Genomic DNA, 25118 nt, shown 5'->3' with positions numbered 1-25118 from the left:
CTGCCCATGGAGTCAACTAAAATTCTGAATATTTCTCTGCTTTGTATATTTCTGATTTTTTCATCTTGCAATAAAGGTGAGCAAAAAAAAGAAACTGATGTTGGTGCAGAGACTACCACAGAGAAAGTTTCAATTGAAGAAATAGAGGAAGGGATTAAAGCTTATATCGAAAAAGAGACAAAATCCAATGATGGATTCTTTTTGATCAATGATGAAAAACATGAGTTAAGATTGAAACTCGTGAGGGTGCATACTGAATATCTTTCCAATCTCGGTCCGCAAAAACATTTTGCCTGTGTGGATCTTGCCGATGAAAAAGGGGATGTGTATGATGTGGATTTTTTTCTTGAGGGACAACCTGGCAATATGACTGTGACAGAGACTTCTTTACATAAATTGAATGGGAAGCCATTTTATACATGGAAACAAGTAGTAGATAAGACTTGGAGAAGAGTACCTGTGGAGGCAGCATCTACAGAATTACTGGGAGTAGTCGAGGGGACAGATGATTTTGAATTCAAGTATGAAGCTGTGATTCCTCAAATAACCCAAACTGCAAAGGCTTGGATTCCACTTGCTAAAACAGACAATTTTCAACAGGTTGACCTTATTTCAATGGACATTCCTGTCACGCATAAAATTCTGGATGAAAAAGAATTCGGTAACAAAGTAGTTTACTTAGAATTATCACCTGAAGATTCCGGTAAGAGGATTGAACTTATTTATGATGTAAAAAGGAAAGAGAAGAATCCATACGAAGTAAAGGGTGAAGTCGATGCCAGATACCTTCAACCAAATTTATTGATGCCAATAGGAGGGAGGTTTAGCGAAATAGCGGAGGAAGCTATCAAAGGAAAAGAAAGTCAAGGTAAATTGGTACACGCAAGGGCATTGTACGATTACATCATAGACAATATGCGTTATATGAAATTTGGTGAATACGGAACTGGAAACTCCGTTCTCGCCTGTGATTCAAAGACAGGAAACTGTACTGAATTTCATTCGCTTTTTATCTCTTTGGCAAGGTCAATAGATATCCCTGCACGTTTTTCAATTGGAGCATCTATTCCTTCTGATAGGGATGATGGAGGGATTGACGGGTATCATTGTTGGGCAGAATTCTATGCAGAAGGGAAGTGGTGGCCAGTAGATATTTCTGAGGGTAACAAATACACCGCCTTGGCGACATATTATTTTGGCAGACACCCTGCAAATAGGATTGAGTTAAGTCAGGGCAGAGATCTCGTAGTAGAACCAGGACCTAAGTCAGGGCCTATTAATTTTTTAGCCTATCCAATAATGGAGTCAGAAAGTGGAGAGCTTTTTCCTAAAACTACCTTTTCCTTTGTAAGGAAGCAATTATAAAAAAAAATGGCAGCCTTTTGGCTGCCATTACTTTTTTATCAATTGGACGGATGTTCATCGCCTCCTGATGGGTGTTCGTCACCTCCCGATGGATGTTCGTCCTCTGATGGATGCTCTTCGCTCTCTGAAGGATGTTCTTCTACTTGTTCTGTGTCAGATTCAGCTTTTTTGGGGCCACAGCTGGTAGTAGCAACTGCGAATAGAAATCCCATTGCAAATACGAGAAGGAGCAAGGATTTTAAATTTTTCATAAATTTCATAAAGGTGGTTTTTGTACGTGAATAATTCTCTATTGAAATCTAATGTAATCAAAATTGATATGATATCTAGTCATCACTTATACAAATAGAGGATCACAATATTCTCGAGTTTCAATTTTTTTCAATCCATATCTTCTCAAATGGAGACTACTTCAAGTTAAAACCACCTCATTTTTCAATATTCCAGCACCACAATTGTCTCCAAAGGCTTCCTTTTATCATATGGCACTGTCAGTAAAATCCCTTCTTTGCTCTCAGAATACTTTATGTTACTATTGTCAGCAAAGAATTTCGCGGTTTTCACTTTGTTTCCAATTGTTGGGATTAGGATGGATTCATCTTTCCAAGCAAGCAAATGAATAAAAACCTTATTGTCTTTTTGCGTGCTTACTCCCCAAGCTCTAGGTGTAATAGGGCCTTTTCGGGTCCCATAGATAGTCTCTCCATATTTATCCAGCCATTTGGACATTACCATTAGCGTGTCTACATTTTCTGACTGAATCGTTCCGTCAGGAAGTGGGCCGGTATTGAGTAAAAAGTTGGCACCATAACCAGCGGCTCTGATCATGGTCTCTAACAATTGAGAGGAACTTTTGAACCTTCTATCTTTGATGTTATAGCCCCAACTTCCATTCATGGTTTCGCACATTTCTAAAGGGATATCTTGAGAAATTTCAGCGCCTTTATTGAATCCCATGGTGTTTTCACCAGGTAGATCTCTTTCAAACATTTGGAAATCTTCTCCAGGAAAAGGAGCCAAATGGTGGTTGGAACCAATAAGGGCTCCTGGCTGAATACTGTGAATATGGCTGTAGATCTCATCCAAATACCAGTTTTCTTCATATTTATCCCATTGACCATCAAACCAGATCCCTCCAATTTCCCCGTAATTGGTCAACAGCTCGGTCAATTGATCCTTCATATAATCAATGTATTTTCTCCATTCGCCAGAGTCAGGACGCCCTGTATATCCCTTCCCGGTGTTGCCTCTAGGATAGTAATCAGGATGGTGCCAGTCCAGTTGTGAGTAGTAGAAAAATAGTTTGATGCCTTCTTTATCACAGGCATCTTTCAACTCCTTCAAAACATCTCTTTTAAATGGTGTACTGTTGACAATATTATAGTCAGAGACCTTTGAGTCATACATTGCAAAACCGTCATGGTGTTTTGAGGTAATGGTGATGTACCGCATCCCGGCTTTTTTGACAGTAGCTACCCATTCTTCCGCATCGAATGCTATTGGATTAAAAAAGCCAGGGAGATTTTCATAGGCCACGATTGGGATTTGTTTTTGATTCATGATCCATTCGGCAATGCCCATATCGCCGCCTCCAGCCATCACAGAATAAACACCCCAGTGTACAAAGAGTCCATATTTATTGTCCTGAAACCATTCCCTATTTTTGAGATTTTCCGGTGAGGGTACATAGTCTTTTTGGGAAAAAACAGGGGTACTCAATACCAAGGTAATGAGCAATATTAAAACGAGTGGTTTCCTTTTCATCATTTCGGGTGTTTGGGTTTTAATTGATGAAAAATGTAGTGAATTTTTACCATCATTTAAAAATATAATGGGTTAATGGTCAAAATAATACGCGACTTTGAAAAAGAATGATCTTTAGAGCAATTGTCCAAAGACAAAGTAGGTTGTATTTTTATTCATGTGTCAAAATCATTGCTTCAAGTCGATTGAAACATTTATCGGCCAAGGCTATATAGCCTTCTTCATTTTGGTATTTTTTGGGTTCAATAGGAGTTGAAAAGTAAACCTTTACTTTACCTGGTCTCATGAGTAGTGACCCCCGCGGCATTATTTTATCTGCTCCTATTACTGCCATAGGCATGATAGGTGTTCCTGTTTCTATAGCAATTCTAAAGGCTCCACGCTGAAAAGGAAGTAAAGCTTGGGAAGTATTGTTTCTTGTACCTTCCGGCGCGACAACTATTGAGATTCCTTTTTTCAAAATACCCAACAATACAGCTACAGAAGCTTTTCTTGATGAGGCATCTTTCCTGTCAACCCAAACGGCTACTCTGGATACAATCAAACCAAAAACAGGGACTTTGGAAAGCTCTTTTTTCCCAATTGCTCTGACCTCTTGCCGGATGGCCATCGGTATCACAGGAGCATCTATGAATGACCTGTGATTGAAAATATAAATATAAGGTTGAAGGGGCTTGATAAATTCCCTGCCATGCACTTCATACCTGATCCCCACCAAAAAAGACCACGTTGATGCCCAAAGGCGGATAAACACGAAAGATACCTTGCCTCCCCTTGGACTGATGACCAAAGGCAAAATGATAAATAAACTGAATGCCAACATCAAAACAACAAATAATACAGCGGCATAAACTGTATAAATCCATTGGAAGATTTTCATAATCCTTAGACTTTGGTTACTTTTGGAGTATCGTAATAAAATCTTTCACTCTTTGCTTGCAAACAACCCCTGAGATCGGTTCTCAGGGGTTTCTTTTTTAATAGACAATTAGATCTTGTAGCTTTTTCTTGAATCTTTCTACAGGGAGGAAGTTTTTTTCGAGGGAAGGTGCAAATGGAACTGGGGTGTCAAGGCTGCCTTCTCTCATTACCGGTGCATCCAGGTATTCAAAACAATTTTCTGAGATCCATGCGCATATTTCAGCGCCAATACCACCGGTCAAACAGTCTTCTTGTAGAAAAATGACTTTGCCGGTTTTTTTGACACTTTGTTGTACAGCTTCTTTATCCCAAGGTAAAAGTGTCCTCAGGTCAACAATGTCTGCATCACATTCCATTTCATCTACTATAGTGTTGGCCCAATGCACACCCATACCATAGGTGATGATGCTGACAGTATTACCGTTTCTGACAAGCTGTGCTTTCCCTATTTCAATGGTGTAATAATCGTCAGGTATAGTTTCGGAAAGAGATCGATACAAAGCTTTATGCTCAAAGTACAAATAAGGGTTAGGGTCTTCCAACGCAGCATTTAGCAAACCTTTGGCATCGTAAGGATTGGATGGATAGACGATTTTTAATCCTGGAGTATGGAAAAACCAGGCCTCATTGGATTGGGAATGAAAAGGACCCGCTGCCACACCGGCTCCTGTCGGCATACGTACTACCACATCTGCATTTTGGCCCCAACGGTAATGGATCTTTGCAAGATTATTGACGATTTGATTGAAACCTACTGATACAAAATCTGCAAATTGCATTTCCACCATTGCTTTATAGCCTTGAATAGAAAGTCCTAATGCAGTGCCGATGATAGCGCTCTCACACAAAGGTGTATTTCTAACCCTGTCTCTCCCGAATTGCACCACAAATCCATCTGTAATTTTGAAAACACCACCATAGTCTCCAATATCCTGCCCCATAAGGACTAAGTTTGGATATTTTTCCATGGATTGCTTCAAAGCATCCGAAATCGCATCTACAAAACGTTTTTCTGATTTCAAACTTTCAGCCGCTGGGATTACTCTCTGCGTAAAAGGTGCAAATAAATCGTTAAATTCTTCTTCTGAATTAGGGATTATGTTTTCTTCAGCAAATGCTTTTTCAAGACCTTCATTGATGGCTATTTTGATTTTGTCATTTATGCGACTTTTTTCTTCTAAAGTTAGAATTCCATTTTCCTCTAAAAATCTCTCGTAATTTTCAACAGGATCTTTCATCGCCCAAGTTGACATGAGTTCTTTTGGGACATATTTGGTTCCAGAGGCCTCTTCATGACCCCGCATCCTAAAGGTAACTGCTTCTACCAAGACAGGTCTTGGATTTTTTCTGATATCACTGGCCAGATTTTGGATAGTCTGATAAACTTCAAGGATATTATTTCCGTCAATTTTCACAGACTCCATGCCATATCCTGGGCCTTTGTCTATAAATTGCTTGAAAGCAAACTGTTCCTCACTTGGGGTGGACAAGCCGTATCCATTATGCTCAACCACAAAAATCACTGGTAATTTCCAAACTGCCGCTACATTGAGTCCTTCATGGAAATCTCCTTCCGAACTTGCTCCGTCACCAGTAAACACGAGGCATACTTTCTTTTCCTTCGAAAGTTTATGTGCCAACGCTATGCCATCAGCAATAGCCATTTGCGGACCTAAATGCGAAATCATTCCCACAATATGGTGTTCTGTAGATCCAAAGTGAAATGACCTGTCACGGCCTTTGGTAAATCCAGATTTTTTACCCTGAAACTGAGCGAAAAGTCTTTCGAGTGGGATGCCTCTGCCTGTGAAAATCCCTAAGTTTCGGTGCATGGGCAGGATAAATTCATCTTTTGACAAGGCTTCTACGGCTCCAATGGATATAGCTTCCTGTCCCCAACCGCTAAACCATTTTGAGATTTTACCCTGACGAAGTAGTATGAGCATTTTTTCCTCTATCCTTCGAGGCATCAAGAGGGATTCATACAACTTAAGTAAAGTTTCCTTTTTAAATCTTCCTTTTTTGAACAAAATGGGGCTCTCGGCTACATTTGGGTTGGTCATAGTGCTGAAATTTTACACCAAATTAGCCGAAAATAGCAAGGGAAAAAATTGCCCTTCCATTTTTTCACCTTTTGATATTACAGGAACTCCTTTGAGCAATTCTTCATCTGAATTGGAAATGGTACCGTCTGCAAAAGCATTCAATACAAATGCCCTACGGCTTCTTTCGGAGCGGTTGGCATAACTGCCATGGACCATCAAGGGGTGGTGAAAAGTTGCATATCCAGCTTTCAAAGGAATGGCAATGGGTTTAAAGTTTTTCAATTGATCCTCGGTCATAAAGGCTTTCAATCCATCCATATCTCCTGCCAAGGCAGGTTTTTCCAATAGGCCCCATGTATGGCTTTTTGGGATATAGTGTAAACAGCCATTTTCTTCATCTGCATCATCGAGTCCACACCAACAAGTCAAATGCTGCATTTTGATGGTTCTGGTCCAGTAAGAATAGTCTTGATGCCAAGCCACCACACCACCGTGTTTGGCAGGTTTACAAAACAATTGGTCATGCCAAAATCTCAAACCTCTTTCTCCAAGCAATTGGTAAGCGGCCATCACAAAAGCAGGATTCCAAATGACATCATGAAAGGCAGGTGAAATCCTCCAATGCCCTAAAGAATGGAAAAGGACGGTGTTTGGATCATCAGATTCATTGCTATGGTATTCGTGGAAAAGGTGGTTGAGGGGATGTTCAGGGTCTTGTAACTTTTCCAGTTCCGAGCGCAACACCTCTATTTGATGCTCATCAAGTAATTTGATTCCGCTGAGGTAGCCATTTTCATGGAAAAAATCCAGTTGCTCCTGACTTAGCCTGTATTTTTCCCAATCTCTTGAAGATTTTGGCTGAGGAAATAATTCTGTAATGGGTTGATGGATTTTGGATAGGTCTTTCATAGGTATTTTGGATTGGACTAAAAAGTAAGAAAAAGGAGGGAGGTAAAAAATGGTTTTTTCTTAAATGTAGTGATGTTGGTTTTTAGTTATCAATTAAAGGAAAAGGTCGTGTGAAATATTCATTATATTGCATCTATATTCATACTATTGGTGCAAATTATGATTGTAAGAAAAACCTTATCTTTTACTAAGAAGCAGGATCAATGGATCAAATCCCAAATTGAGAATGGTGATTTCACAAATGAATCCGAATATATTCGTCATTTGATCAGCCAAGATCAAGTTCGGGTTAATAAATTTTTGGAGTTGAAAGATCCGATCCAAAAAGGGATCGAATCAGATGAAAGTCAAAGTTCAGTTAAAGATATTATCGAAAAAGTCAAAAGTAAGATATCTTCTGATGGTGAAAATTATACTTTCAAATGAAGCTGAAAAAGATTTGGTTTCAATTTTTGAATTTGGAATTTATAGATTTGGGTTATTGCAGTCCGAAAGGTATTTATATTATTAGAGTTTTACATCACAGTAAAGATTATGATAGAGAATTTCTAGACCTGCAAAATAGTTAATTTTTTTTTTGCATGAGAACCCCGAAATATAGGCACTATGAAATCAGCCAAAGCCCATTTTACATCGAGCTCGTTTTGGGCTTTTATGGCGATTTCCAAGGGTTCAAAGCCACTTCTGACTTCTTTTACCCGAAACCTCAAGGTGCCAAATGATTCATTTTTTAATTCCAAGCCTTGAATTTCTGCCCATTCCACTATCATAGCATCATCACTGGCATCAAAAGGTTGAATAGAAACTGTATTCACCAGTATCCAGGGCGTATTGTCAAAAATACCCGGTCCTTCCAGCTTCAGCCTTGGCGTTGCTGCAGCAATCTTTTCATCTTGATTGAGGATTTCCAATGCTTCATATAGGCTTTCACAACTCGTGCTTTTGAGAAGTGCAGGAAACCTGTTCAAATAATTCCCCTGAGGAAATGTGGTGTCATCCAAAAAAGTATATTCAGCAAACAAAGCCGCAATTTGAACTTCTGGATTTTCAGGGTCTTCCAATTCTATCCATACACTTCTAGGCACTGCTCGCAAAGTGAAACTATCTGTTCCACTGTTGTATACAAAAGCATCCCCACAAGTGCTTGTGGAGAGCTCGGGTTCATCAGTGCAGGACAATAAAGTGATTAACCCCAAAATCACTAAAAGTGGAACTGAATTACGCATGAATTATAGTTTTGAGGGATCACCAAGTTTACCCATGAATAAAATTGCACCACTGTGTTTTTCTTGGATCATAAAAATAAAGGGTTTATCCAAGGTAATGACTGAAGGTGCAGAAGGGCCGGCGCTAAAGCGTTCGATGACTTCGACGACAGTGGCAGCCGCAGCTTCGCTTCCTTTTTCATCGACCTCGATCATTGCATCATGAATTACACGGGATATTTTCAATAAGTCAGTAGGATTGTCAAACAATTCAGTAAAGTTGTCCTCATGAAATCCAAAAGGTGTCACCAATCCCATATCAGCTAAGTCGTTCGCCATATTTTCCATTTTATAGCCCATTTTGAATTTGGGCATTTTCAATATAAAATTTGCTTCCTGGCTTTCATTGATCCATTTGCTGTAATTTTCCATATTCAAAGCAGAGGCTACTTGCGTCAAATCACCTGATTCATTGAACAGAACAGCCATATTGTATTGACCCGTGCTGTATGGGATTTCTAGATACCGGTAACCATTGCCCAAGTAGGTTTTGAAAGTAGCAGGTTCATTGGAATCCATCATTTCCACCTGCACGGAGGAGGAAGGTCTTGGGTAAAATGCTTCCTTTTTAGTTTTTTTAGCGTCAAACTGATATTTCCAATCTGCCTTGAAGTGGATGGCATTGACCAAATACATGACTGCATTGGGAGGGATCATATCCAGAATATCCCTGATCATGCCCTTAGTTTTTTGTTCTACCCAGTTGTTGATGATTTTAACTGAATTGGGATCCATCATCTGAAGAGGAGCGACTTCCGCGTCATAATAGTCTTTAGCAGTAGTTACAAACGGAGCTTTCACTTGATATTCTTCCTTGTACCAGATGGCATTGGCAATCGTCAGGTCTACTTGGGTAAGAAACTGTCTTAAGTCCCTGGAGCCTCTATTGGCTTCTTCTACGCTGAGGTTATCATAACGAAGCGTTTTGATATATTCCTGGAGTACAGGATTGGCATTGCCATTCATGGTCATTGACAATGCTTGATGGATACTGTATGGGCTGAAAAATTGGTTAGGCTCATTTTCATCATTCAGCTGATGAAACAAGTCAATAGCAAATGAAGAACAGGCACCTGACAATTCTATTTCTTCTTGAGAGAGCGTTCGAAGATTGGCCTCTCTGGGAATTTGTTCCTGATTTTCAATACATGAAATGCTTAGGAAAAGTAAGGAGAGCGCGAAGATGACAGGCGTTTTCATGGCGTGTAAAGCTTGGTTACATGTACAAGACGCCAGAAGGGGCAGAAGTGCTACACATTGATGTCAAAATGTAGCACTTGATGGTGCCTATATTGGCTTACTTCGATTTTTCCAAAGCCCTTTCTATATCCTTGGTTATATCTTCGTGATGCTCAAGCCCTACAGACAAGCGAATAAGACCATCTGAAATACCTACTTTGGCCCTTTCCTCTTCGCTCAACTTGCTATGCGTAGTGGAGGCAGGATGCGTGATGATGCTGCGGCTGTCACCGAGATTGGCGGTCACAGATATCATTTGCAATTGGTCAATAAATCGTTGGGCTCTGGAAATACCGCCCTTTAGTGAAAGTGTAATAATACCACCACCGAGTTTCATCTGTTTTTTGGCCAATTCATACTGAGGATGACTTTTCAAAAAAGGGTACTTGACATTTTCCAGTTCGGAATTGCTTTCAAAATATTCAGCGATTCTCAGAGCACTTTCACAATGTCTATCCATCCTGACGGCTAAGGTTTCCATACTTTTTGCCAAAATCCATGCATTGAAAGGTGATATGGAAGGGCCTGTATGACGAGCAAAAAACTGAACATCTTGGATCAATTCTTTATTGCCCAATATCAATCCACCCAAGACACGACCCTGTCCGTCGATAAATTTGGTTGCAGAATGGGTGACAATATGCGCTCCCCATTTTGCTGGTTGTTGTAAATAGGGGGTTGCAAAACAATTGTCCACAACTAAAATCAGTTTATGTGTGGCCGCAAATTTCCCTGCCCATTCCAAGTCGATGATTTCCAAACCTGGATTGGAAGGTGTTTCAATAAACAACATTTTGGTATTGGGCTGAATGAGCTTTTCCCAGTTTTTTATATCCGAAATATCGCCATAGGTAGAACTTATTCCCCATTTCGGAAATACCCTGGTTAAGAGTTGGTGGGTAGAGCCAAATAACGACCTGGATGCCAAAATATGATCCCCTTGCTGTAGCAGGGCTGCCATACTGCCAAACATAGCCGCCATGCCAGAAGCTGTTGCAATACCATCTTCTGTGCCCTCTGCTGCACAAACTTTCTGGATCAGGTCTGTAGAGTTTGGGTTCGCATAACGTGAATAGATATTACCTTCGATCTCTTCTGCGAACATCGCTCTTGCTTCCTCAGCGGAATCAAATGTAAAACTGGAAGAAAGATATAGCGGTGCAGAGTGCTCTCTTTGGTTTGATTTGGAAGCGGCAATGCGGATGGCGTCGGTTTCGAAATGTGACATGGAATATTACAATTGAGTATGGTTGAAATATAATTCAGATACGATAGAATTATTATAGAAATAGAGTAGAAACTGGAGCTTTAGCGTAAGTCCCGAGAGCGAAGTGATCCGGGATAAGGTTGAAATAAATAAAGTGAGATTGAGATAAGCTGGAATTCTGATCTTGTGCTAGGGGAGTTAAAGAAGTGGTATTTGCCTGTTTTATAGCATGACCAATATTGGAATTAGCCATGTTCCCATTCTTGATACATCGTACTTCGTATTTGATACCAAAACCGTGTATCAGAATGAATTTATTAAATAAGATGAAAAGCTGAATCAATCGCATAATTTCCGGTTTATAGTTCCCTTTTTGGGCAGGTCTTGGCACCTTTCCTAGCGGATGGTTGCCAGAGGGTCTCTGAGCCTGATCTCTTACCTCTTCTTTATAAATCTTTTCCTGAAGTGATTGCAAAGTAAGTTTTGAAAAAGTTGAAATCAAAAATTTACTCTTAATACTTTCTCAATTGATAAAAATACTATTGAAATTTGGTTGAAATACTATTGAAATATAGTATAAATAAAATATGATTATCCGTAATCATGCCACTAATCAATTAAACGATTGTTTTTTGGCAAACTGATACTAATAGAGACTGGATATTTATTCTATATTGGTTCGAAATCACAGGTTAATTCTATTATTTAGATTCTACTGGTATGAAAGCGGGTATACATAAAATAGAAATACGGTAGAAATAATATTCTGCATTTGGCGTGTTTAGGAGCCATGAAAAGCGTTTGTAAGTTGAGGTTATTTCACCGAACCCGCCTGCCGCAGGTAGGGGCATATATCAATTTATTTCACGAAGTGTATTTCAATTTTATATCACGAAGTATATATCATTTTATCATTCATTAAACTGAGTCATAGTCATATTGATGCCTATAGTACCAAAGGCAATGATCATTTCTACAGCTTTATCCATAAAAATCGGTAATTCATTGATTTCGTTTTGGGACCACCTTCCCAATACATAATCTACCTGTCTGCCTTTGGGGAAGTCGTCTCCAATGCCAAATTTCAGCCTTGGATAATCTTGTCCACCTGTCAAAGCTTCAATGTTCTTTAATCCGTTGTGGCCTGCTGAAGAGCCTTTTCCTCTCATCCTCAGCTTACCAAAAGGCAGTGCTACATCATCGACAACAACCAAAATATTTTCTTTGGCAATATTCAATTCTTTCATCCAATAATTGACAGCTTTCCCACTCAAGTTCATATAGGTGGTGGGCTTGATCAAATAGAAAGACCTTCCTTTATGTTTGAATTCGGCAGTAAATGCTAGTCTACCGCTTTTCCATTGTGCTCCGAATTGGTCAGCTAGCCTGTCCAAGGTCAAAAAACCTACATTGTGTCTGGTTAATTCATATTCAGGCCCGATATTTCCTAAGCCGACTATTAGATATTTCATATGATAAATAATCAGGTGTTAAAAATAAAAAATCCTGCTTAAGTAATAAGCAGGATTTTGGATAATACATGTTTGAATCAGCTTATTCAGCTTTCTTACCTCTAAGTGCTCTAGGAATACCGATAGTAACGATAGAAACATTAGGGCTTGTCAAAATCTCAAAACCTTCTGCTTTCAATTCAGAAACTTTGAATGATTTTCCAAGATCAAGATTAGAAATATCAACTTCAATTTTGTCTGGAAGGTTTGAAGCCAAACCTTTAACAGCTAATTTTCTTGTTTTGATCTCTAGTTTACCACCTTTTATGATACCAGGTGATGTACCTTTAATGGATATAGGGATTTCAAATTTGATAGCTCTGTCATCGCTGAAAGCCAAGAAATCAGCGTGAAGTAAAACCTCAGAAACCGGGTGGAACTGAGCATCTTTCAATACTGCTTTCATGATGGTGCCTTCTACGTTAAGGTCTACCATATGCACATCAGGAGTGTACACCAAGTCTTTAAACAAAATGGCTGGTGTATAGAAATGAATCTGCTCTTTAATCGCAGGTCCGTAAACTACACATGGAACATTGCCTTCTTCACGGATCTGCTTTAGGTCTGCACCGTCGAGATTTGCTCTTTTAAACCCTATAATCTCTAGTGATTTCATAAGTTTTGATTTAAGTATATAATTGAATAAAATTTTTTCTTTTTAAATAAAGAGTGCACTTATAGATGTGTTTCCTGTCACCGCATGGATGGCTTTGGCAAACAAATCAGCTACTGATAGCACTCTGATTTTTGAAGACTTTTGTTTCAATGGAATGGTATCTGTAATGACCAATTCTTTCAAAACTGAGTTTTCAATGTTTTCGTAGGCTTTTCCGGAGAGTACACCATGTGTAGCAATTGCCCTTACGGAATTTGCACCTTTATCCATGATAATCTGGGCTGCCTTACAAAGTGTACCTGCAGTATCAACCAAATCATCAATTAGGATAACGTCTTTTCCTTCAACATCACCTATTACTTGCATGGAGGCCACTTCATTGGCTCTTTTTCTGTGCTTATCACAGACTACCATTTCTACTTCAAAATGCTTTGCATAAGACCTCGCTCTTGCCACACCACCCACATCTGGGGCTGCGAAAATAAGGTTGTCCAGGTTCAGCCCTTCCAAATAGGGCACAAAGATAGCTGATCCATTCAAATGATCCAAAGGAATATCAAAAAAGCCCTGAATTTGTCCAGCATGGAGGTCACAAGTCATAATCCTGTCTGCTCCTGCTGATGTCAACATGTTGGCTATCAGTTTGGCAGCGATAGATACCCGAGGTCTGTCTTTTCTGTCTTGTCTTGCATATCCATAATAAGGGATTACTGTACAGACTTTGTATGCACTTGCTCTCTTGGCAGCATCTATCATCAAACATAGTTCTAATAGATTGTCAGCAGAAGGATTGGTTGATTGGATTAAGAAAACAGTACAACCTCTGACAGATTCATTGAAGCTGGGCGACATTTCACCGTCACTAAACTTGGAGATGGTTAGGTCTCCTAATCTTTTACCGTAATGTTTGGAAATTTTTTCAGCTAATTCGTTGCTGTTTGTACCGGAAAATAATTTGACCTCGGTCATGATAGTAGAGTAGATTTTGCAGTGAAATGATTGATTTCAGAATGCTTGTAAAGGTAATTAAATTTGCCCTCATTCTGAATTGGAAGAAGATGTTTATGAAATTTTGTTCTGTTTTTCAACCTTTATGCTTTGTGTATTGAAATTTCATTCCCTTGAAGTAGGGCAGTGAAATCATATTTGTCCATTTCCAAACAAAAGTCAATATCCTTTTCTATACCATGATTTTGTAATCTCTTGGCATGAGAGGCTTGTCCAATAAATAGTTGAAGTCGGTGTGAATTGCTCTCAAACAAACTTTTCAAGGCTATGGCACTGTCACAGTCTGTACGAAAGTGAGGGTGAAGCTTACTCACCAATGCTCCGGAATATAGGGAGTCTTCAAGGTTGAACTTCCCTTTCCAACCTGCGCATAAGATCAATACATCCTTTTTTTGATTTTGAATGAATCTTGTTGTAGCTGAGATGTTGACAAACGCTCCAATAAGAATAGAATGGGCTGCATTTTTTGTTTTTTCAATGGCAACTGTACCATTTGTAGTAGTCATGGCTATTTTCTTACCCAAGAAGTCACCTTCAAGGTATGCTATTGGAGAGTTTCCCATTTCAAAACCAGGGGCTTTCTGCCCATCTCTCTCTCCGGCTATTATGTACCCTTTTTCCTTGTAACTTTTACAAGTTTCCAAATCCATCACAGGGACTATGCCTGTTACACCACTTGCCAAAGCGGCTATCATGGTGGAGGTGGCTCGAAAAATATCTACAATAACTACAATTTTGTCATCTACATCATAGAGATGCAGTAATTCGGGGCTTAAGCAAACTTCAACTTTTCTCATTTTTGGGGGTGATTTTATTAATTTTCCTTAAGATAAGGATTTCGGGGTGGGAGGGATTGGCTTTTTGGCCGATTAAGATCAATTAAATAGATCATTATATTTTTGCTAAAATGTGCTCATTTTAGCTATTCCTAAAGAAACTAGTGACGAAAGCGCATCAACTTTAATTCTGGAGGGACATAGTTATTTCAAATAAAAACCCTGAGTGTAGCATTTGCACCCAGGGCATCTTACTTTCCAATTTATGGTTTTTTGTACAAAGGTAATTTTTCGATTTTAGCAGGAATGCTTTTATTCCTTACCGAAATGAAGATTTCTGTCCCAGGGCTTGCCAATTCAGTTTTAACATATCCGAGCCCCACACCTACTCCCATTGAAGGAGACATTGTGCCTGAAGTAACTTCACCGATTTCTTCGCCCTGAGCATTCGTGATGGTGTAATGTGCTCTTGGAATCCCTTTTTCCTGAAGTATAAAGCCAACCAATTTTCTTTGTACACCTTTTTCTTTTTGTGTCTTTAGGTTTTCGCTGTTGATGAAATCTTTCGAGAATTTGGTGATCCATCCGAGTCCTGCTTCTAGTGGAGATGTCTCATCCGTAATGTCATTTCCATACAGGCAATATCCCATTTCTAACCTTAATGTATCTCTTGCTCCGAGTCCGATTGGTTTGATTCCAAAATCTTTCCCAGCCTCGAATATAGCCTGCCATACTTTTTCGGCATCTTCGTTTTTCACATAAATCTCGAAACCCCCTGCACCTGTGTATCCGGTTCCTGAAATAATCACGTCTTTAACTCCCGCAAATTCGCCAACAGTGAAGTGGTAGAATTTAATAGAGGAAAGATCAACAGGAGTAATGGATTGAACTGCTTCGATTGCTTTTGGCCCCTGTACAGCAAATAGTGACAAGTTATCGGAAATGTTCTCCAATTCAGCGCCGATGTCATTGTGCTGATTGATCCAGTTCCAATCCTTTTCGATATTGGAAGCATTGACTACGAGCATGTATTTTTCATCTTCAAATTTGTAGACAATCAGATCGTCTACAATACCTCCTTTATCATTTGGGAAACATGAATACTGCGCTTGTCCATTCACAAGTTTGGAGGCATCATTTGAAGTGACTTTTTGGATCAATTCCAGCGCCTTTGGTCCTTTCACCAAAAATTCACCCATATGAGATACATCAAAAACGCCTACGCCTTCTCTGACAGTCTTATGTTCTTCGATATCGGAAGAGTACCTGACAGGCATATTGTATCCTGCAAAAGGCACCATTTTGCCTCCAAGTGCTTCGTGAAGGTCATTTAGCTGAATTTTCTTGATAATTTCTGTCATGTTTGGGGTTTATTTTTCTATTGCAGCAAAGGTAATAAAAGCTTTAATACTAAGGTGAAATAAAAACGGCCACCTTCAGAAGGTAGCCGTTTTTTGAATATTAATAAGTCTTACAGTGTTTCATATCCCGGGTTTTGCACTAAAGTGCCACCGGAAACCTGTAATTCATCTCTTGGGATAGGCCAGACTTTTCTAAAATCAGGCATACCTAAAACTGTTCCGATCCTATCATGCCTTACTAAGTCAAAGAACCTATGACCTTCATAATTGAGTTCGGATCTTCTTTCCTGCAAAAGTGCATCTACATATTCTGAAATGCTTCCCATGGATCCCAAAGGACCTAGTCCTGCCCTTTCACGGACAATATTCAAGTCATCTGTTCCTGCATTAGGGTCATTATTTGCAAAAACCGCAGCTTCGGACCTGATGAAATGAATTTCAGCCAATCTAAATACTTTGGCATTATTTGAATTGGTAGCATCAGGGTATTTGGCTGACCTGAATGAGTTCCTACTAAATGTAAACAACTCAGCCCTTGCGTCACCATCTTCAAAAGCTTCTCTTAAGCTCGGGTCAACATTGTATTCATCCCTTCTGATAATGTAAGTATTAAAACTGCTTTGATCTTGATCATTGTACTCAACTTCAAATATTGATTCAGAAGTAGGTTCAGTTGCTTCATAGATTTCTGATACATTTGGAAGCAAAGAGAAAGGACCTTCTGTGATTACTCTATTGGCATCTTCATATGCTGCAGCATAATTTTCTCTGTAGAGGTTGATTCTTGCTCTTAGGCTAAGTGCAGCCCATAAATTTACCCTGCCACGGTCACTAAAACCTTCTAGTCGTTCGATTCCATTGTCCAAATCACTTAGAATTTGCGCATAAGTTTCGCTTACTGAATTTCTCCCTAAATCAGGAATTAGGTTGAAATCATTGTTTTCGATAGGCTCTAATAAAATAGGGACACCAAAGCTGGAACCTTCGTTAAAGAACTCTCCATAAACCCTCAGTAGGTCAAAGTAGGCCAAAGCTCTGATAGCATAAGCTTCACCTAATACTCTGTTTCTATTACTGAATCCAGGATCTTCCAATTCCGGTACTTCTGCAATAAGGAGGTTAGCTATGTTGATCACCCGGTAGATATTTGGCCAGGCTTGAGTTACCCATAGATTGGTGAAAGGCACCGCACGTTGGTCAATTTCCAGTTGGGAATCGAAGAATCCCTGATACCTGGCATTGTCTGCAATGAGGTCATTGTTGAGTACATATTCCAACCCGTAATAATTGATGTTCTGCATCCTGGAGTAAGCTCCCAATAGGATGGCATTTGCGGAAGCGCCGTCCACTAATGCTGCACTTGCATCCAAAGATGTAAGTGGTTCTGGCTCTAAAATGTCACAAGATGCAACAGTGAAAACAGCCAATATGATGATATATATCTTTTTCATGATTGCTTTTGATTATAGGCCAATATTAAAACCAAGTGAAATACTTCTGGTCTGCGGGAATGTACCGAAGTCAGAACCAGCTACCCTTGGGTCTCTGGCATTTTGGCTTACCTCAGGATCAAATCCAGTATACCTGGTGAAAGTGAGTAAGTTTTGAGCTTGCGCAAATACCCTTAAGCTTCTAACGCCAATCCTATCCATAATGGCAGGATTGAAGTTGTAGCCTAAAGTGAGCATTCTCAACCTTAAGAATGAACCATCTTCCAGCCATCTTGAAGAGTATTCTCTCCAGTTTACATTTGTCAAGGAAGCCCTAGGGATATCTGTAACATCTCCTGGCTCCATCCATCTTTCATCAGCCAATCGGTGGTTGTTTCCATCAGGAAGTGGAAAGCCTGTTCCGATTCTACTCCAGCCTAAGTTTTCATACGAGGCTCTTGAATGGTTAAAGATTTGATTTCCTACTGTGAATTGGAAAAACACGTTCAAGTCAAATCCTTTGTACCTAAAACTGTTGTCCCATCCACCAAAGTATTTTGGCTGTGCATTTCCCACGATTCTTCTATCAGCTGAGTTGATCTGACCATCTCCATTGACGTCAACCCATCTCATGTCGCCGGTTTCAGGATCCACACCTTCTTGATCAATCAAGAAATATGTGCCTATCGGATGGCCTATAGCCAAAATATGTGAATCATTTAAGATCTGCTCATCCACTTCAAGTTCCAATACCTTATTTCTGATCCAAGAAATATTGAATGAAGAACTCCATTCAACAGGACCAGTCAAAATAACACCTCTCACAGCGAGCTCCAAGCCCCTGTTTTCTACTTTTCCAATATTTTCAGTTACAAACTTGAAACCTGAAATACCGGGTACAAGCCTGTTGAGTAATAGGTCGTCGGTAGTTTTGACAAACGCATCAGCGGTCAAGGTGATCCTGTCGTTTAAAACTCCGAAATCTAAACCAATGTTGGCTTGGGTAGTACTCTCCCATGTGAGGTTAGAATTACTCAGTGAAGTAGGGACTAGTGAAGGTATTTGCCTATATGCACCCACACCAAACAAGCCTCTTGATGCAAAATTCCCAATGCCATCCTGATTACCTACTACACCGTAAGAAGCCCTGACTTTTAAGTCAGAAACAACAGTTTGGTCCTTCATGAACGCTTCTTCGCTAAGTCTGTAAGCAATTGAACCGGAAGGGAAAATACCGAATCGGAAATTTTCACCAAACCTTGAGGAACCATCGGCCCTAACGGTGAATGTAGCTAGCAATTTATCGGCATAATTATAATTACCCCTAAAGAAGTAAGATGAAATCCCCCAGTTGGTACCAGAAGTAGAGGCTGCAGTGACTCTCGCAGCTACAGCTAGCTTGGTGAACTGATCACTCGGGAATCCTTGTGCTGAGATCGAAGAAAAAGATCTACTGGAAGCTTGGTAAGAATTACCCAAAACTGCGTTGATATTGTGCAGTCCACCACCAATAGTTTTGGTGTAAGAAAGGTAGTTTTCCGCAATCCAGGTAAAATCTTGAGTATTTCCGTAATTCCCAAATCCATTAAAATTACCATTTACCGATTCTCTTGAAATGATTGGAGTATAAGCTTCATCTTCCAAATATGTGTAATCAATACCCAAAGATGATCTTAAAGTAAGTCCTTCTGCCAATTTGGCTTCTGCATATGTATTGGCTAGACCTCTAACCGTTCTGGTAAATCTGTAATAGTTTTCAGCAATCAATACCGGATTGTCCAACATCCACCATCCGAAATAATCAAATGGATCTGAATATGAGCCATCTTCCTGTCTTACGGGCATCAAAGGATCGCCTGCTAAAGAGTTGATTACTACACCATAAAGTGAGTTGTCATTGATAGTTCTGTCCTGAATAGTTCTATTCAAGGTCATGCTGGTGCCTACTTTCAGCCATTTTTTGGCTTGTGTGTCTACATTGAGTCTTGCTGAAATTCTTTCGAAACCTGTTCCAAGCTGAACGCCCTCTTGATTGAAGTAGGCTAAACTGGTGTAGTATTGTGTTTTATCCGTGCCACCTGATACTGCTACATCATAGCTTTGGATAGGTGCATCTCTAAAGATTTCCTGGAACCATCGGGTGTTTTGAAGGTCTTGATCATTTGGATCGAAACCCCACAAATCTGACACATAGTTTTCGGGATAATTGGTACCTAAGGCCCTGTTGTCTTGTCTTGCAGCATCGTTCATCAGGTTCAAGAATTCTTGTGAACTGTGCATGTCAATCTCATTGGTGATCCTCTGGAAACCATAAAAACCGTTAATATCGATTTTAGCATCACCTGATTTACCTCTTTTGGTAGTGATCAAGACAACTCCGTTAGCACCTCTTGACCCATAAATAGCAGCTGCTGACGCATCTTTCAAAATCTCTATGGATTCAATGTCCGCTGGATTAATATCAGCAAGTGAGTTGGTAGCTTGTCCACCAGAAAACAAACCTGAGAGGTCTTCTGAAATAATCGGAATCCCATCAATTACATAAAGTGGCTGACTACTGGCTGAGAGGGAAGTGTTACCTCTGATTTGCATGGAAATCCCAGCTCCCGGCGTCCCGGACGGAGATTGAACGAATACTCCGGCAGCCCGTCCTTGCATAGCTCCATCCAAAGAAGCTACTGGCATCCTATTGATATCGTCGCCCTTTACACTGCCTACAGATCCTGTCAAATCTCTTCGGGATTGTGTACCATAGCCGACTACAACCACCTCGCCAAGTGTCTTGGAATCCAACTGTAATACCACATCAACTACATTTCTATTGCCTATGGCCGCCTCTTGCGTGTCAAATCCTATATAAGAGAATACGAGGGTTTGATCAGCTTCTGCTTGAATGGAGTACAATCCATCAAGGTCTGTTACAGTTCCTGTAGTAGTTCCTTTGATTCTGACATTTACACCCGGAAGGGGTAAATCATCTTCGGCGGAAACCACAGTACCTGTTACTGTCTGTGTCTGTGCATATCCGGTGCTCCCCAAAAGGAGAACTAAAATCACAGCGCTTAGTAAAGTTTTAATCATAAACGAAATGGTTTTGTTTAATAAAAGATTAAGAAAAAAGGATATTTTGGTCTAGAAAAGTACAAAAAATATTAATTAGATGTATGGGTTAATTTGAAATAAAACAAAACTATTTTTAAATAAAGGACTGGTTAAATTGCTTTAATTTGAATTTTATAAATAAAGAATGTTATTTAAATACATTAATTTTTTCTTAAAAAATTTTCAATAAATCTCTATGTAATTGTACAGGTTTTAGCTTTCGAACACGTTTGCAATAGAAATTTTATATTATATTAAGGTGAATTGATATTAATATTTTGGAATAAGTCAAATGAAAAGACATAAAAAAAACCGGACTTTTAAATCCGGTTTTAATTGTATTATTTAAATATTTTTAAATCGAGAAACTTTCACCGCATCCACAAGTCCTTGAGGCATTTGGATTGACAAATTGAAAGCCTTTGCCATTTAATCCGTCAGAAAATTCTAAAGTTGTACCCGCCAAGTACAACAGACTTTTTCTGTCCACAATGATTTTAACGCCTTTGTCTTCAAAGACATGGTCTGTCTCAACAGTGCTATTGTCAAAACCAAGGTCATACATGAGGCCTGAACAACCTCCGCCTTTCACCGAAACCCTTATATTTTCACTATCATTTCGGCCTTCTTCTCTCCTCAACTCAAGAATTCTCTCTTTGGCCTTTTCTGAAACGACTATCATATTTTTATCATTTAATAAATTTTCAACTTTCAAACAGATTCTTAACACCCTGTGTCAGAAAATAATTCGAACACAAAGATAAATTTGTTGCAATAAAGTAACAAATAGCTGCTCAAAATGCAATGAGATTGGATGAATTTGATCAGTAAATTTTTATCTGAGCCAAAAAAAACTTTCTACATTAACCTCCTTGCGGCAATTTGTATGGGGTCCCACACTGTAGATAGCGGTGGAACATAAGCCAAATCCATCATGGCCAAGTCAAAAGCAGTTTGCTTTCCCATAATACAGGCAGCTATACAGTCTATTCGTTTTCCACTGCCTTTCTGACCTATTATTTGTCCCCCGATGATTCTACGACTACCTTTTTCAACCAATAACTTCACTTTGATTTCCCCACTTTCTGGATAATAACCGGCAAAGTTTGAACTTTTGATAGTAGCCGTCTCATAGTCAATTTCCAGAGCTTTTGCCTCCGTTTCAGAAAGCCCGGTTCTGGATATTTCCAATTCCAAAAATTTGGTAATAGCTGTACCAATTACTCCAGGGAATGATAAAGTTTCTTCTGACATATTGCTTCCTGCGATCAGCCCATGTTTATTGGCGATGGTGCCTAGTGCAATAAATTGGTGCTTTTTTTTGAGTATATGGTATGATGAAGCGCAGTCTCCCGCAGCCCAGACATTGGGGGCAGACGTTTCCATACGGTCATTGACCTGTATGGCTGCTGTGTCACAAAGCTTGATCCCTGCAAGTTTGGCCAATTCACTATTTGGCGTTACCCCCATTCCCAGAATGACCAATTCTGCTTCGATTTTTCTCTTATCTGTAAGAATGCAAGTTACTTTTCCACTTTCATTTGCCTCAAAAGCGGTAAGATTCTCACTTAGCAATAAGGTAATGCCTTTTTTCTTCATAAGACCACAAATATCTTCCGACATATCCTGGTCCAAAGTCTTCATGATATAGTGGTTACGGTCTATCAGGGTGACATTCAACCCCTTTTCCAATAATGCTTCCGCCATCTCTACTCCCAGATAGCCACCACCTACGATCACAGCTTTTTTAGGCTTATGTTTTTTGATGTATTCGAATGTGTTTATGCCGCTTTGTAGGGTAGAAAGGCAAAATACACCATCTGAATCCACTGCTGGTAGGGCAGGTTTTTTTGGAGAAGCCCCTGTGGCAATTAAGAGTTTATCATAACTGTCCCAAAATGATTCTTCAGTCTGAAGGTTTTTGACCAATACTTTTTGTTGAGGAGGGTCTACCTGAATGACTTCGTGAAAGGTATGGGCCTTTATGTTGTACTTGTCCCTAAAAGTCTCTGGACTTCTAGCAACCAAGTCCTCCTCAGATGAAACTTTTCCAGCTATATAATAAGGCATACCACAAGCAGAGTAAGAAGTGTGGGGGCTTTTTTCATATACCACGATTTCCCAATCTTCATGAGACCTTCTGATTTTGGAGGCTGCACTCATTCCGGCGGCATCCCCACCGATCACAATTACTTTGGTCTTAGACATTTTAAAAATAGATTTGGTAAGGATGATGAAGTTAAGTTTTTCTTTAGATTCATTTGTAGAAAAATGGAATTTTGAAGGTGAGAATATAAAATCTCCCGCAGATTTTGCAGATTGATGCAGAGTAAAATGGATTCAAAGACTCACGTTTAATGGCTGTAATCTGAGTGTTGAAAACTCCATTGATTAATCTGACTTTTAATTTTTTAGTGTAAATTTGATTGATCTGGGTAGAAATATATTGTTATGAGAAAAATAGAACACTTGGGAATTGCGGTAGCTGATTTGAAAAAATCCAATGAACTTTTTAAAAGGTTGCTAGGAAAAGAATCTTACAAAGAAGAATCGGTTGAGGGAGAGGGGGTGAAAACATCGTTTTTTCAGGTAGGTGAGACCAAAATCGAGCTTTTGGAAGCCACCAGAGAAGACAGTCCAATAGCCAAATTTATCACCAAGAAATCTGAAGGAATTCACCATATAGCCTTTGACGTGGCCGATATCTATGCAGAGGTCGAGAGATTAAAGAAAGCCGGATTTGAAATATTGAATGAAACGCCAAAAGAGGGCGCTGATAATAAACTTGTAGTCTTTCTGCATCCAAAATCCACGAATGGGGTATTGGTGGAATTGTGTCAAGAGAAATAGATTATTCGAATTTATTGAGGTACTAAATAGATTAAAATGATATTAGTTGATATTTGGATATTAAGTGATATTGGGGTAGCGTGAGAGTGATACTTTTGTCAGCCTGACGATATTCTCACAACATATTTATTCTAAATAATATATGAAAAAATCCATTTTTATCATTGCTGCTTTTATGATTTGTGCTGGATCGGGTTTTGCCCAAGGTACCGGAAAGTCAAGGTTTGGTGTTCAGGCGTCTTACGGTAATCCTGGTTACATACCGAGTTTTGCAGACTTTGCGCCAATATTTGAAGGGAGATATTTTTTTGATATTGGTTTGCTTTATATGAAACCCATTTCAGAAAAATGGGAATTCGAAACAGGAATAATATATACCAATAATCAATTCAGGGTAGTTCCAATACTCCCACAGGGAGCACCAGCCCCGCCTTACAATACTGCCATGAATTATTGGATAATACCTGCTAATTTGAGGCTATGGCTTCCCCAAAGGTTCTTTTTTCAAGCTGGCCCCAACTTGGTACATTCCTCCAATGAATCCTTTGGATTTTTTCGGTTAGGGTTTTCTTTGGTTGTAGGCAAAGAATTCAATTTGGGAGAAAAGTATGCTTTATTGATTGGACCGACGTTTAATGCGAACCCATATTTCCCGACTAATTGGGATGGAAACACGCAGTTGGGAATCAGGACGATATTTGTTTTTGAGTCGTCTAATGAATAAAATATGCTCTCAACCAAATAAACAGCTAAGCCTATGGACAATTTAAAAGTTATCTTAATCTTGGGAATTTTCTTTCTGGTTTTATTTGTCACTGAAACGAAGGCCCAAAAAAACCATTGGGGCGGAAATGTTGAATTTGGATATTTTTCTCTTGAAGGTAGGGAGTATATAGGAGGGCCAGGTTTTTATCCTAGGGAGTATTTCGCGATTGGGGTCACTTATATCCGGACGATTTCCCCAAAATTTGATGTTGAAACAGGGCTTACTTACTCACGTTCCAGGTTTTTAATCCGGGCAGGGGGCAATCCCAACTTTCCAGATATTGTAGAGTATAATGACTGGGAAAATTTAATTACAGCACCTTTTTACCTGAAATGGAATGTTTCTCCTCGTGTTTTTTTCAATGGAGGCCCCAATATTTCCTGGAATATGGAAGAAAATACCTTTGATACTGGATATGGTTTTGGGATTGGTTATCAAGTCAGTATCAATGATAGTAACAAGATTTTGATCAACCCCATGTTTCAGGCGAGAGGGCTGAGTTCAGATCAGAATTCCGGAGTTTATCATATAGGACTAAGGTTAGTGTTTACCACTTCGTCGTTTTTTGGAAAAAAGGAATAACATTCTCCAGTGGCATTCTGAGTATTTAAAATTTAGCATTTACAGAAAGGAAATGACAGTTGGTGTACGTCATCCTGAACGTAGTGAAAGCCTGTCCCGCAGTATTGCGAGGGATCTCCTACTGTCAAAGGATGATGCCCCGTCCCGTCCCGATATCCCGATATCCCGATATCCCCATATTTATCGGGACGGGACGGGGCAGGCTTTCGCTTCACTACCAATGACATAAACTAGGGCTCGTCACCCTGATCCCGATAGCTATACGGAGGAAGAGTCTCATAAGCTGTAAGGTAGGAGATTCTGATCCCGATAAAGATCGGGATCAGAATGACGCAGCAAGAGATGTCATTCTTTTTTCTGTACATTTCCTAAATGTTAAAATCTCAGGGTGACGAACCCTA

Annotated in this window: 22 protein-coding genes and 1 riboswitch; of the genes, 5 read left to right on the top strand and 17 right to left on the bottom strand. The window is 39.5% G+C overall.

The window, feature by feature from the left end:
- Nucleotides 1-6 precede the first annotated feature (6 nt).
- A complete protein-coding gene (locus CLW00_RS11185; RefSeq protein ID WP_106133776.1) occupies nucleotides 7-1365 on the top strand; it encodes a transglutaminase-like domain-containing protein in 1359 nt (452 codons plus the stop codon).
- 38 nt (nucleotides 1366-1403) lie between these two features.
- Here the strand turns inward: CLW00_RS11185 and CLW00_RS11180 are convergent, their stop codons facing one another.
- From CLW00_RS11180 to CLW00_RS11160, 5 genes are all read right to left on the bottom strand, one after another.
- Nucleotides 1404-1616, bottom strand: coding sequence for a hypothetical protein (locus CLW00_RS11180; RefSeq protein ID WP_211300189.1), 213 nt, complete (start codon nucleotides 1614-1616; stop codon nucleotides 1404-1406).
- A 184-nt stretch (nucleotides 1617-1800) separates the two neighbouring features.
- Nucleotides 1801-3132 carry an alpha-L-fucosidase gene (locus tag CLW00_RS11175; protein ID WP_245917246.1) on the bottom strand — a complete coding sequence of 444 codons (1332 nt, stop codon included), beginning with the start codon at nucleotides 3130-3132 and terminating at the stop codon, nucleotides 1801-1803.
- A gap of 148 nt (nucleotides 3133-3280) precedes the next feature.
- Nucleotides 3281-4009: a lysophospholipid acyltransferase family protein gene (locus tag CLW00_RS11170; protein ID WP_106133773.1), complete on the bottom strand. Its 729-nt coding sequence runs from the start codon at nucleotides 4007-4009 to the stop codon at nucleotides 3281-3283.
- Nucleotides 4010-4106: 97 nt separating this feature from the next.
- Complete coding sequence (locus tag CLW00_RS11165) at nucleotides 4107-6113, bottom strand: alpha-ketoacid dehydrogenase subunit alpha/beta (RefSeq protein ID WP_106133772.1); 2007 nt, start codon at nucleotides 6111-6113, stop codon at nucleotides 4107-4109.
- Nucleotides 6114-6125: 12 nt separating this feature from the next.
- Nucleotides 6126-7004 (bottom strand): phytanoyl-CoA dioxygenase family protein, encoded by an 879-nt coding sequence (locus CLW00_RS11160; protein WP_106133771.1) that lies wholly within the window; start codon nucleotides 7002-7004, stop codon nucleotides 6126-6128.
- A 159-nt stretch (nucleotides 7005-7163) separates the two neighbouring features.
- Here CLW00_RS11160 and CLW00_RS11155 point away from each other — a divergent pair, with 159 nt between their 5' ends.
- Nucleotides 7164-7430 (top strand): ribbon-helix-helix domain-containing protein, encoded by a 267-nt coding sequence (locus CLW00_RS11155; RefSeq protein WP_106133770.1) that lies wholly within the window; start codon nucleotides 7164-7166, stop codon nucleotides 7428-7430.
- A 122-nt stretch (nucleotides 7431-7552) separates the two neighbouring features.
- Here CLW00_RS11155 and CLW00_RS11150 read toward each other — a convergent pair whose 3' ends face one another.
- From CLW00_RS11150 to CLW00_RS11090, 12 genes are all read right to left on the bottom strand, one after another.
- Entirely contained in the window at nucleotides 7553-8230 is a 678-nt protein-coding gene (locus CLW00_RS11150) for a hypothetical protein (protein ID WP_106133769.1), read from the bottom strand.
- A 3-nt stretch (nucleotides 8231-8233) separates the two neighbouring features.
- Nucleotides 8234-9469 carry a serpin family protein gene (locus tag CLW00_RS11145; RefSeq protein WP_106133768.1) on the bottom strand — a complete coding sequence of 412 codons (1236 nt, stop codon included), beginning with the start codon at nucleotides 9467-9469 and terminating at the stop codon, nucleotides 8234-8236.
- 97 nt (nucleotides 9470-9566) lie between these two features.
- Nucleotides 9567-10736: a trans-sulfuration enzyme family protein gene (locus CLW00_RS11140; RefSeq protein ID WP_106133767.1), complete on the bottom strand. Its 1170-nt coding sequence runs from the start codon at nucleotides 10734-10736 to the stop codon at nucleotides 9567-9569.
- A gap of 335 nt (nucleotides 10737-11071) precedes the next feature.
- Nucleotides 11072-11170, bottom strand: a riboswitch (SAM riboswitch).
- Nucleotides 11171-11626: 456 nt separating this feature from the next.
- Complete coding sequence (pth, locus tag CLW00_RS11130; protein WP_106133765.1) at nucleotides 11627-12187, bottom strand: aminoacyl-tRNA hydrolase; 561 nt, start codon at nucleotides 12185-12187, stop codon at nucleotides 11627-11629.
- An 82-nt stretch (nucleotides 12188-12269) separates the two neighbouring features.
- Nucleotides 12270-12842, bottom strand: coding sequence for a 50S ribosomal protein L25/general stress protein Ctc (locus CLW00_RS11125; protein WP_106133764.1), 573 nt, complete (start codon nucleotides 12840-12842; stop codon nucleotides 12270-12272).
- A 42-nt stretch (nucleotides 12843-12884) separates the two neighbouring features.
- Nucleotides 12885-13811 carry a ribose-phosphate pyrophosphokinase gene (locus CLW00_RS11120; protein WP_106133763.1) on the bottom strand — a complete coding sequence of 309 codons (927 nt, stop codon included), beginning with the start codon at nucleotides 13809-13811 and terminating at the stop codon, nucleotides 12885-12887.
- 122 nt (nucleotides 13812-13933) lie between these two features.
- Nucleotides 13934-14647: a 2-phosphosulfolactate phosphatase gene (locus tag CLW00_RS11115; protein ID WP_106133762.1), complete on the bottom strand. Its 714-nt coding sequence runs from the start codon at nucleotides 14645-14647 to the stop codon at nucleotides 13934-13936.
- 242 nt (nucleotides 14648-14889) lie between these two features.
- Nucleotides 14890-15987: a glycine cleavage system aminomethyltransferase GcvT gene (gcvT, locus tag CLW00_RS11110; RefSeq protein WP_106133761.1), complete on the bottom strand. Its 1098-nt coding sequence runs from the start codon at nucleotides 15985-15987 to the stop codon at nucleotides 14890-14892.
- A gap of 110 nt (nucleotides 15988-16097) precedes the next feature.
- Nucleotides 16098-17438 carry a RagB/SusD family nutrient uptake outer membrane protein gene (locus CLW00_RS11105; RefSeq protein WP_106133760.1) on the bottom strand — a complete coding sequence of 447 codons (1341 nt, stop codon included), beginning with the start codon at nucleotides 17436-17438 and terminating at the stop codon, nucleotides 16098-16100.
- Between the two features lie 12 nt (nucleotides 17439-17450).
- Nucleotides 17451-20498, bottom strand: coding sequence for a SusC/RagA family TonB-linked outer membrane protein (locus CLW00_RS11100; protein ID WP_106133759.1), 3048 nt, complete (start codon nucleotides 20496-20498; stop codon nucleotides 17451-17453).
- Between the two features lie 376 nt (nucleotides 20499-20874).
- Complete coding sequence (locus CLW00_RS11095) at nucleotides 20875-21201, bottom strand: HesB/IscA family protein (protein ID WP_106133961.1); 327 nt, start codon at nucleotides 21199-21201, stop codon at nucleotides 20875-20877.
- A gap of 176 nt (nucleotides 21202-21377) precedes the next feature.
- On the bottom strand, nucleotides 21378-22727 hold the full coding sequence (locus CLW00_RS11090) for an FAD-dependent oxidoreductase (RefSeq protein WP_106133758.1): 1350 nt from the start codon (nucleotides 22725-22727) through the stop codon (nucleotides 21378-21380).
- 243 nt (nucleotides 22728-22970) lie between these two features.
- Here CLW00_RS11090 and mce point away from each other — a divergent pair, with 243 nt between their 5' ends.
- The 3 genes from mce to CLW00_RS11075 all read left to right on the top strand — a co-directional run bounded on the left by mce (nucleotide 22971) and on the right by CLW00_RS11075 (nucleotide 24717).
- Nucleotides 22971-23369, top strand: coding sequence for a methylmalonyl-CoA epimerase (gene mce, locus CLW00_RS11085; protein ID WP_106133757.1), 399 nt, complete (start codon nucleotides 22971-22973; stop codon nucleotides 23367-23369).
- Between the two features lie 142 nt (nucleotides 23370-23511).
- Entirely contained in the window at nucleotides 23512-24093 is a 582-nt protein-coding gene (locus CLW00_RS11080) for a hypothetical protein (RefSeq protein ID WP_106133756.1), read from the top strand.
- 33 nt (nucleotides 24094-24126) lie between these two features.
- Entirely contained in the window at nucleotides 24127-24717 is a 591-nt protein-coding gene (locus CLW00_RS11075) for an outer membrane beta-barrel protein (protein WP_146131411.1), read from the top strand.
- Nucleotides 24718-25118 lie beyond the last annotated feature (401 nt).

This window comes from Mongoliibacter ruber (assembly GCF_003003005.1).
Classification (GTDB): domain Bacteria; phylum Bacteroidota; class Bacteroidia; order Cytophagales; family Cyclobacteriaceae; genus Mongoliibacter; species Mongoliibacter ruber.
Note: the sequence above shows the minus strand (reverse complement) of the source record. Positions and strands in the feature narration are given on the sequence as shown.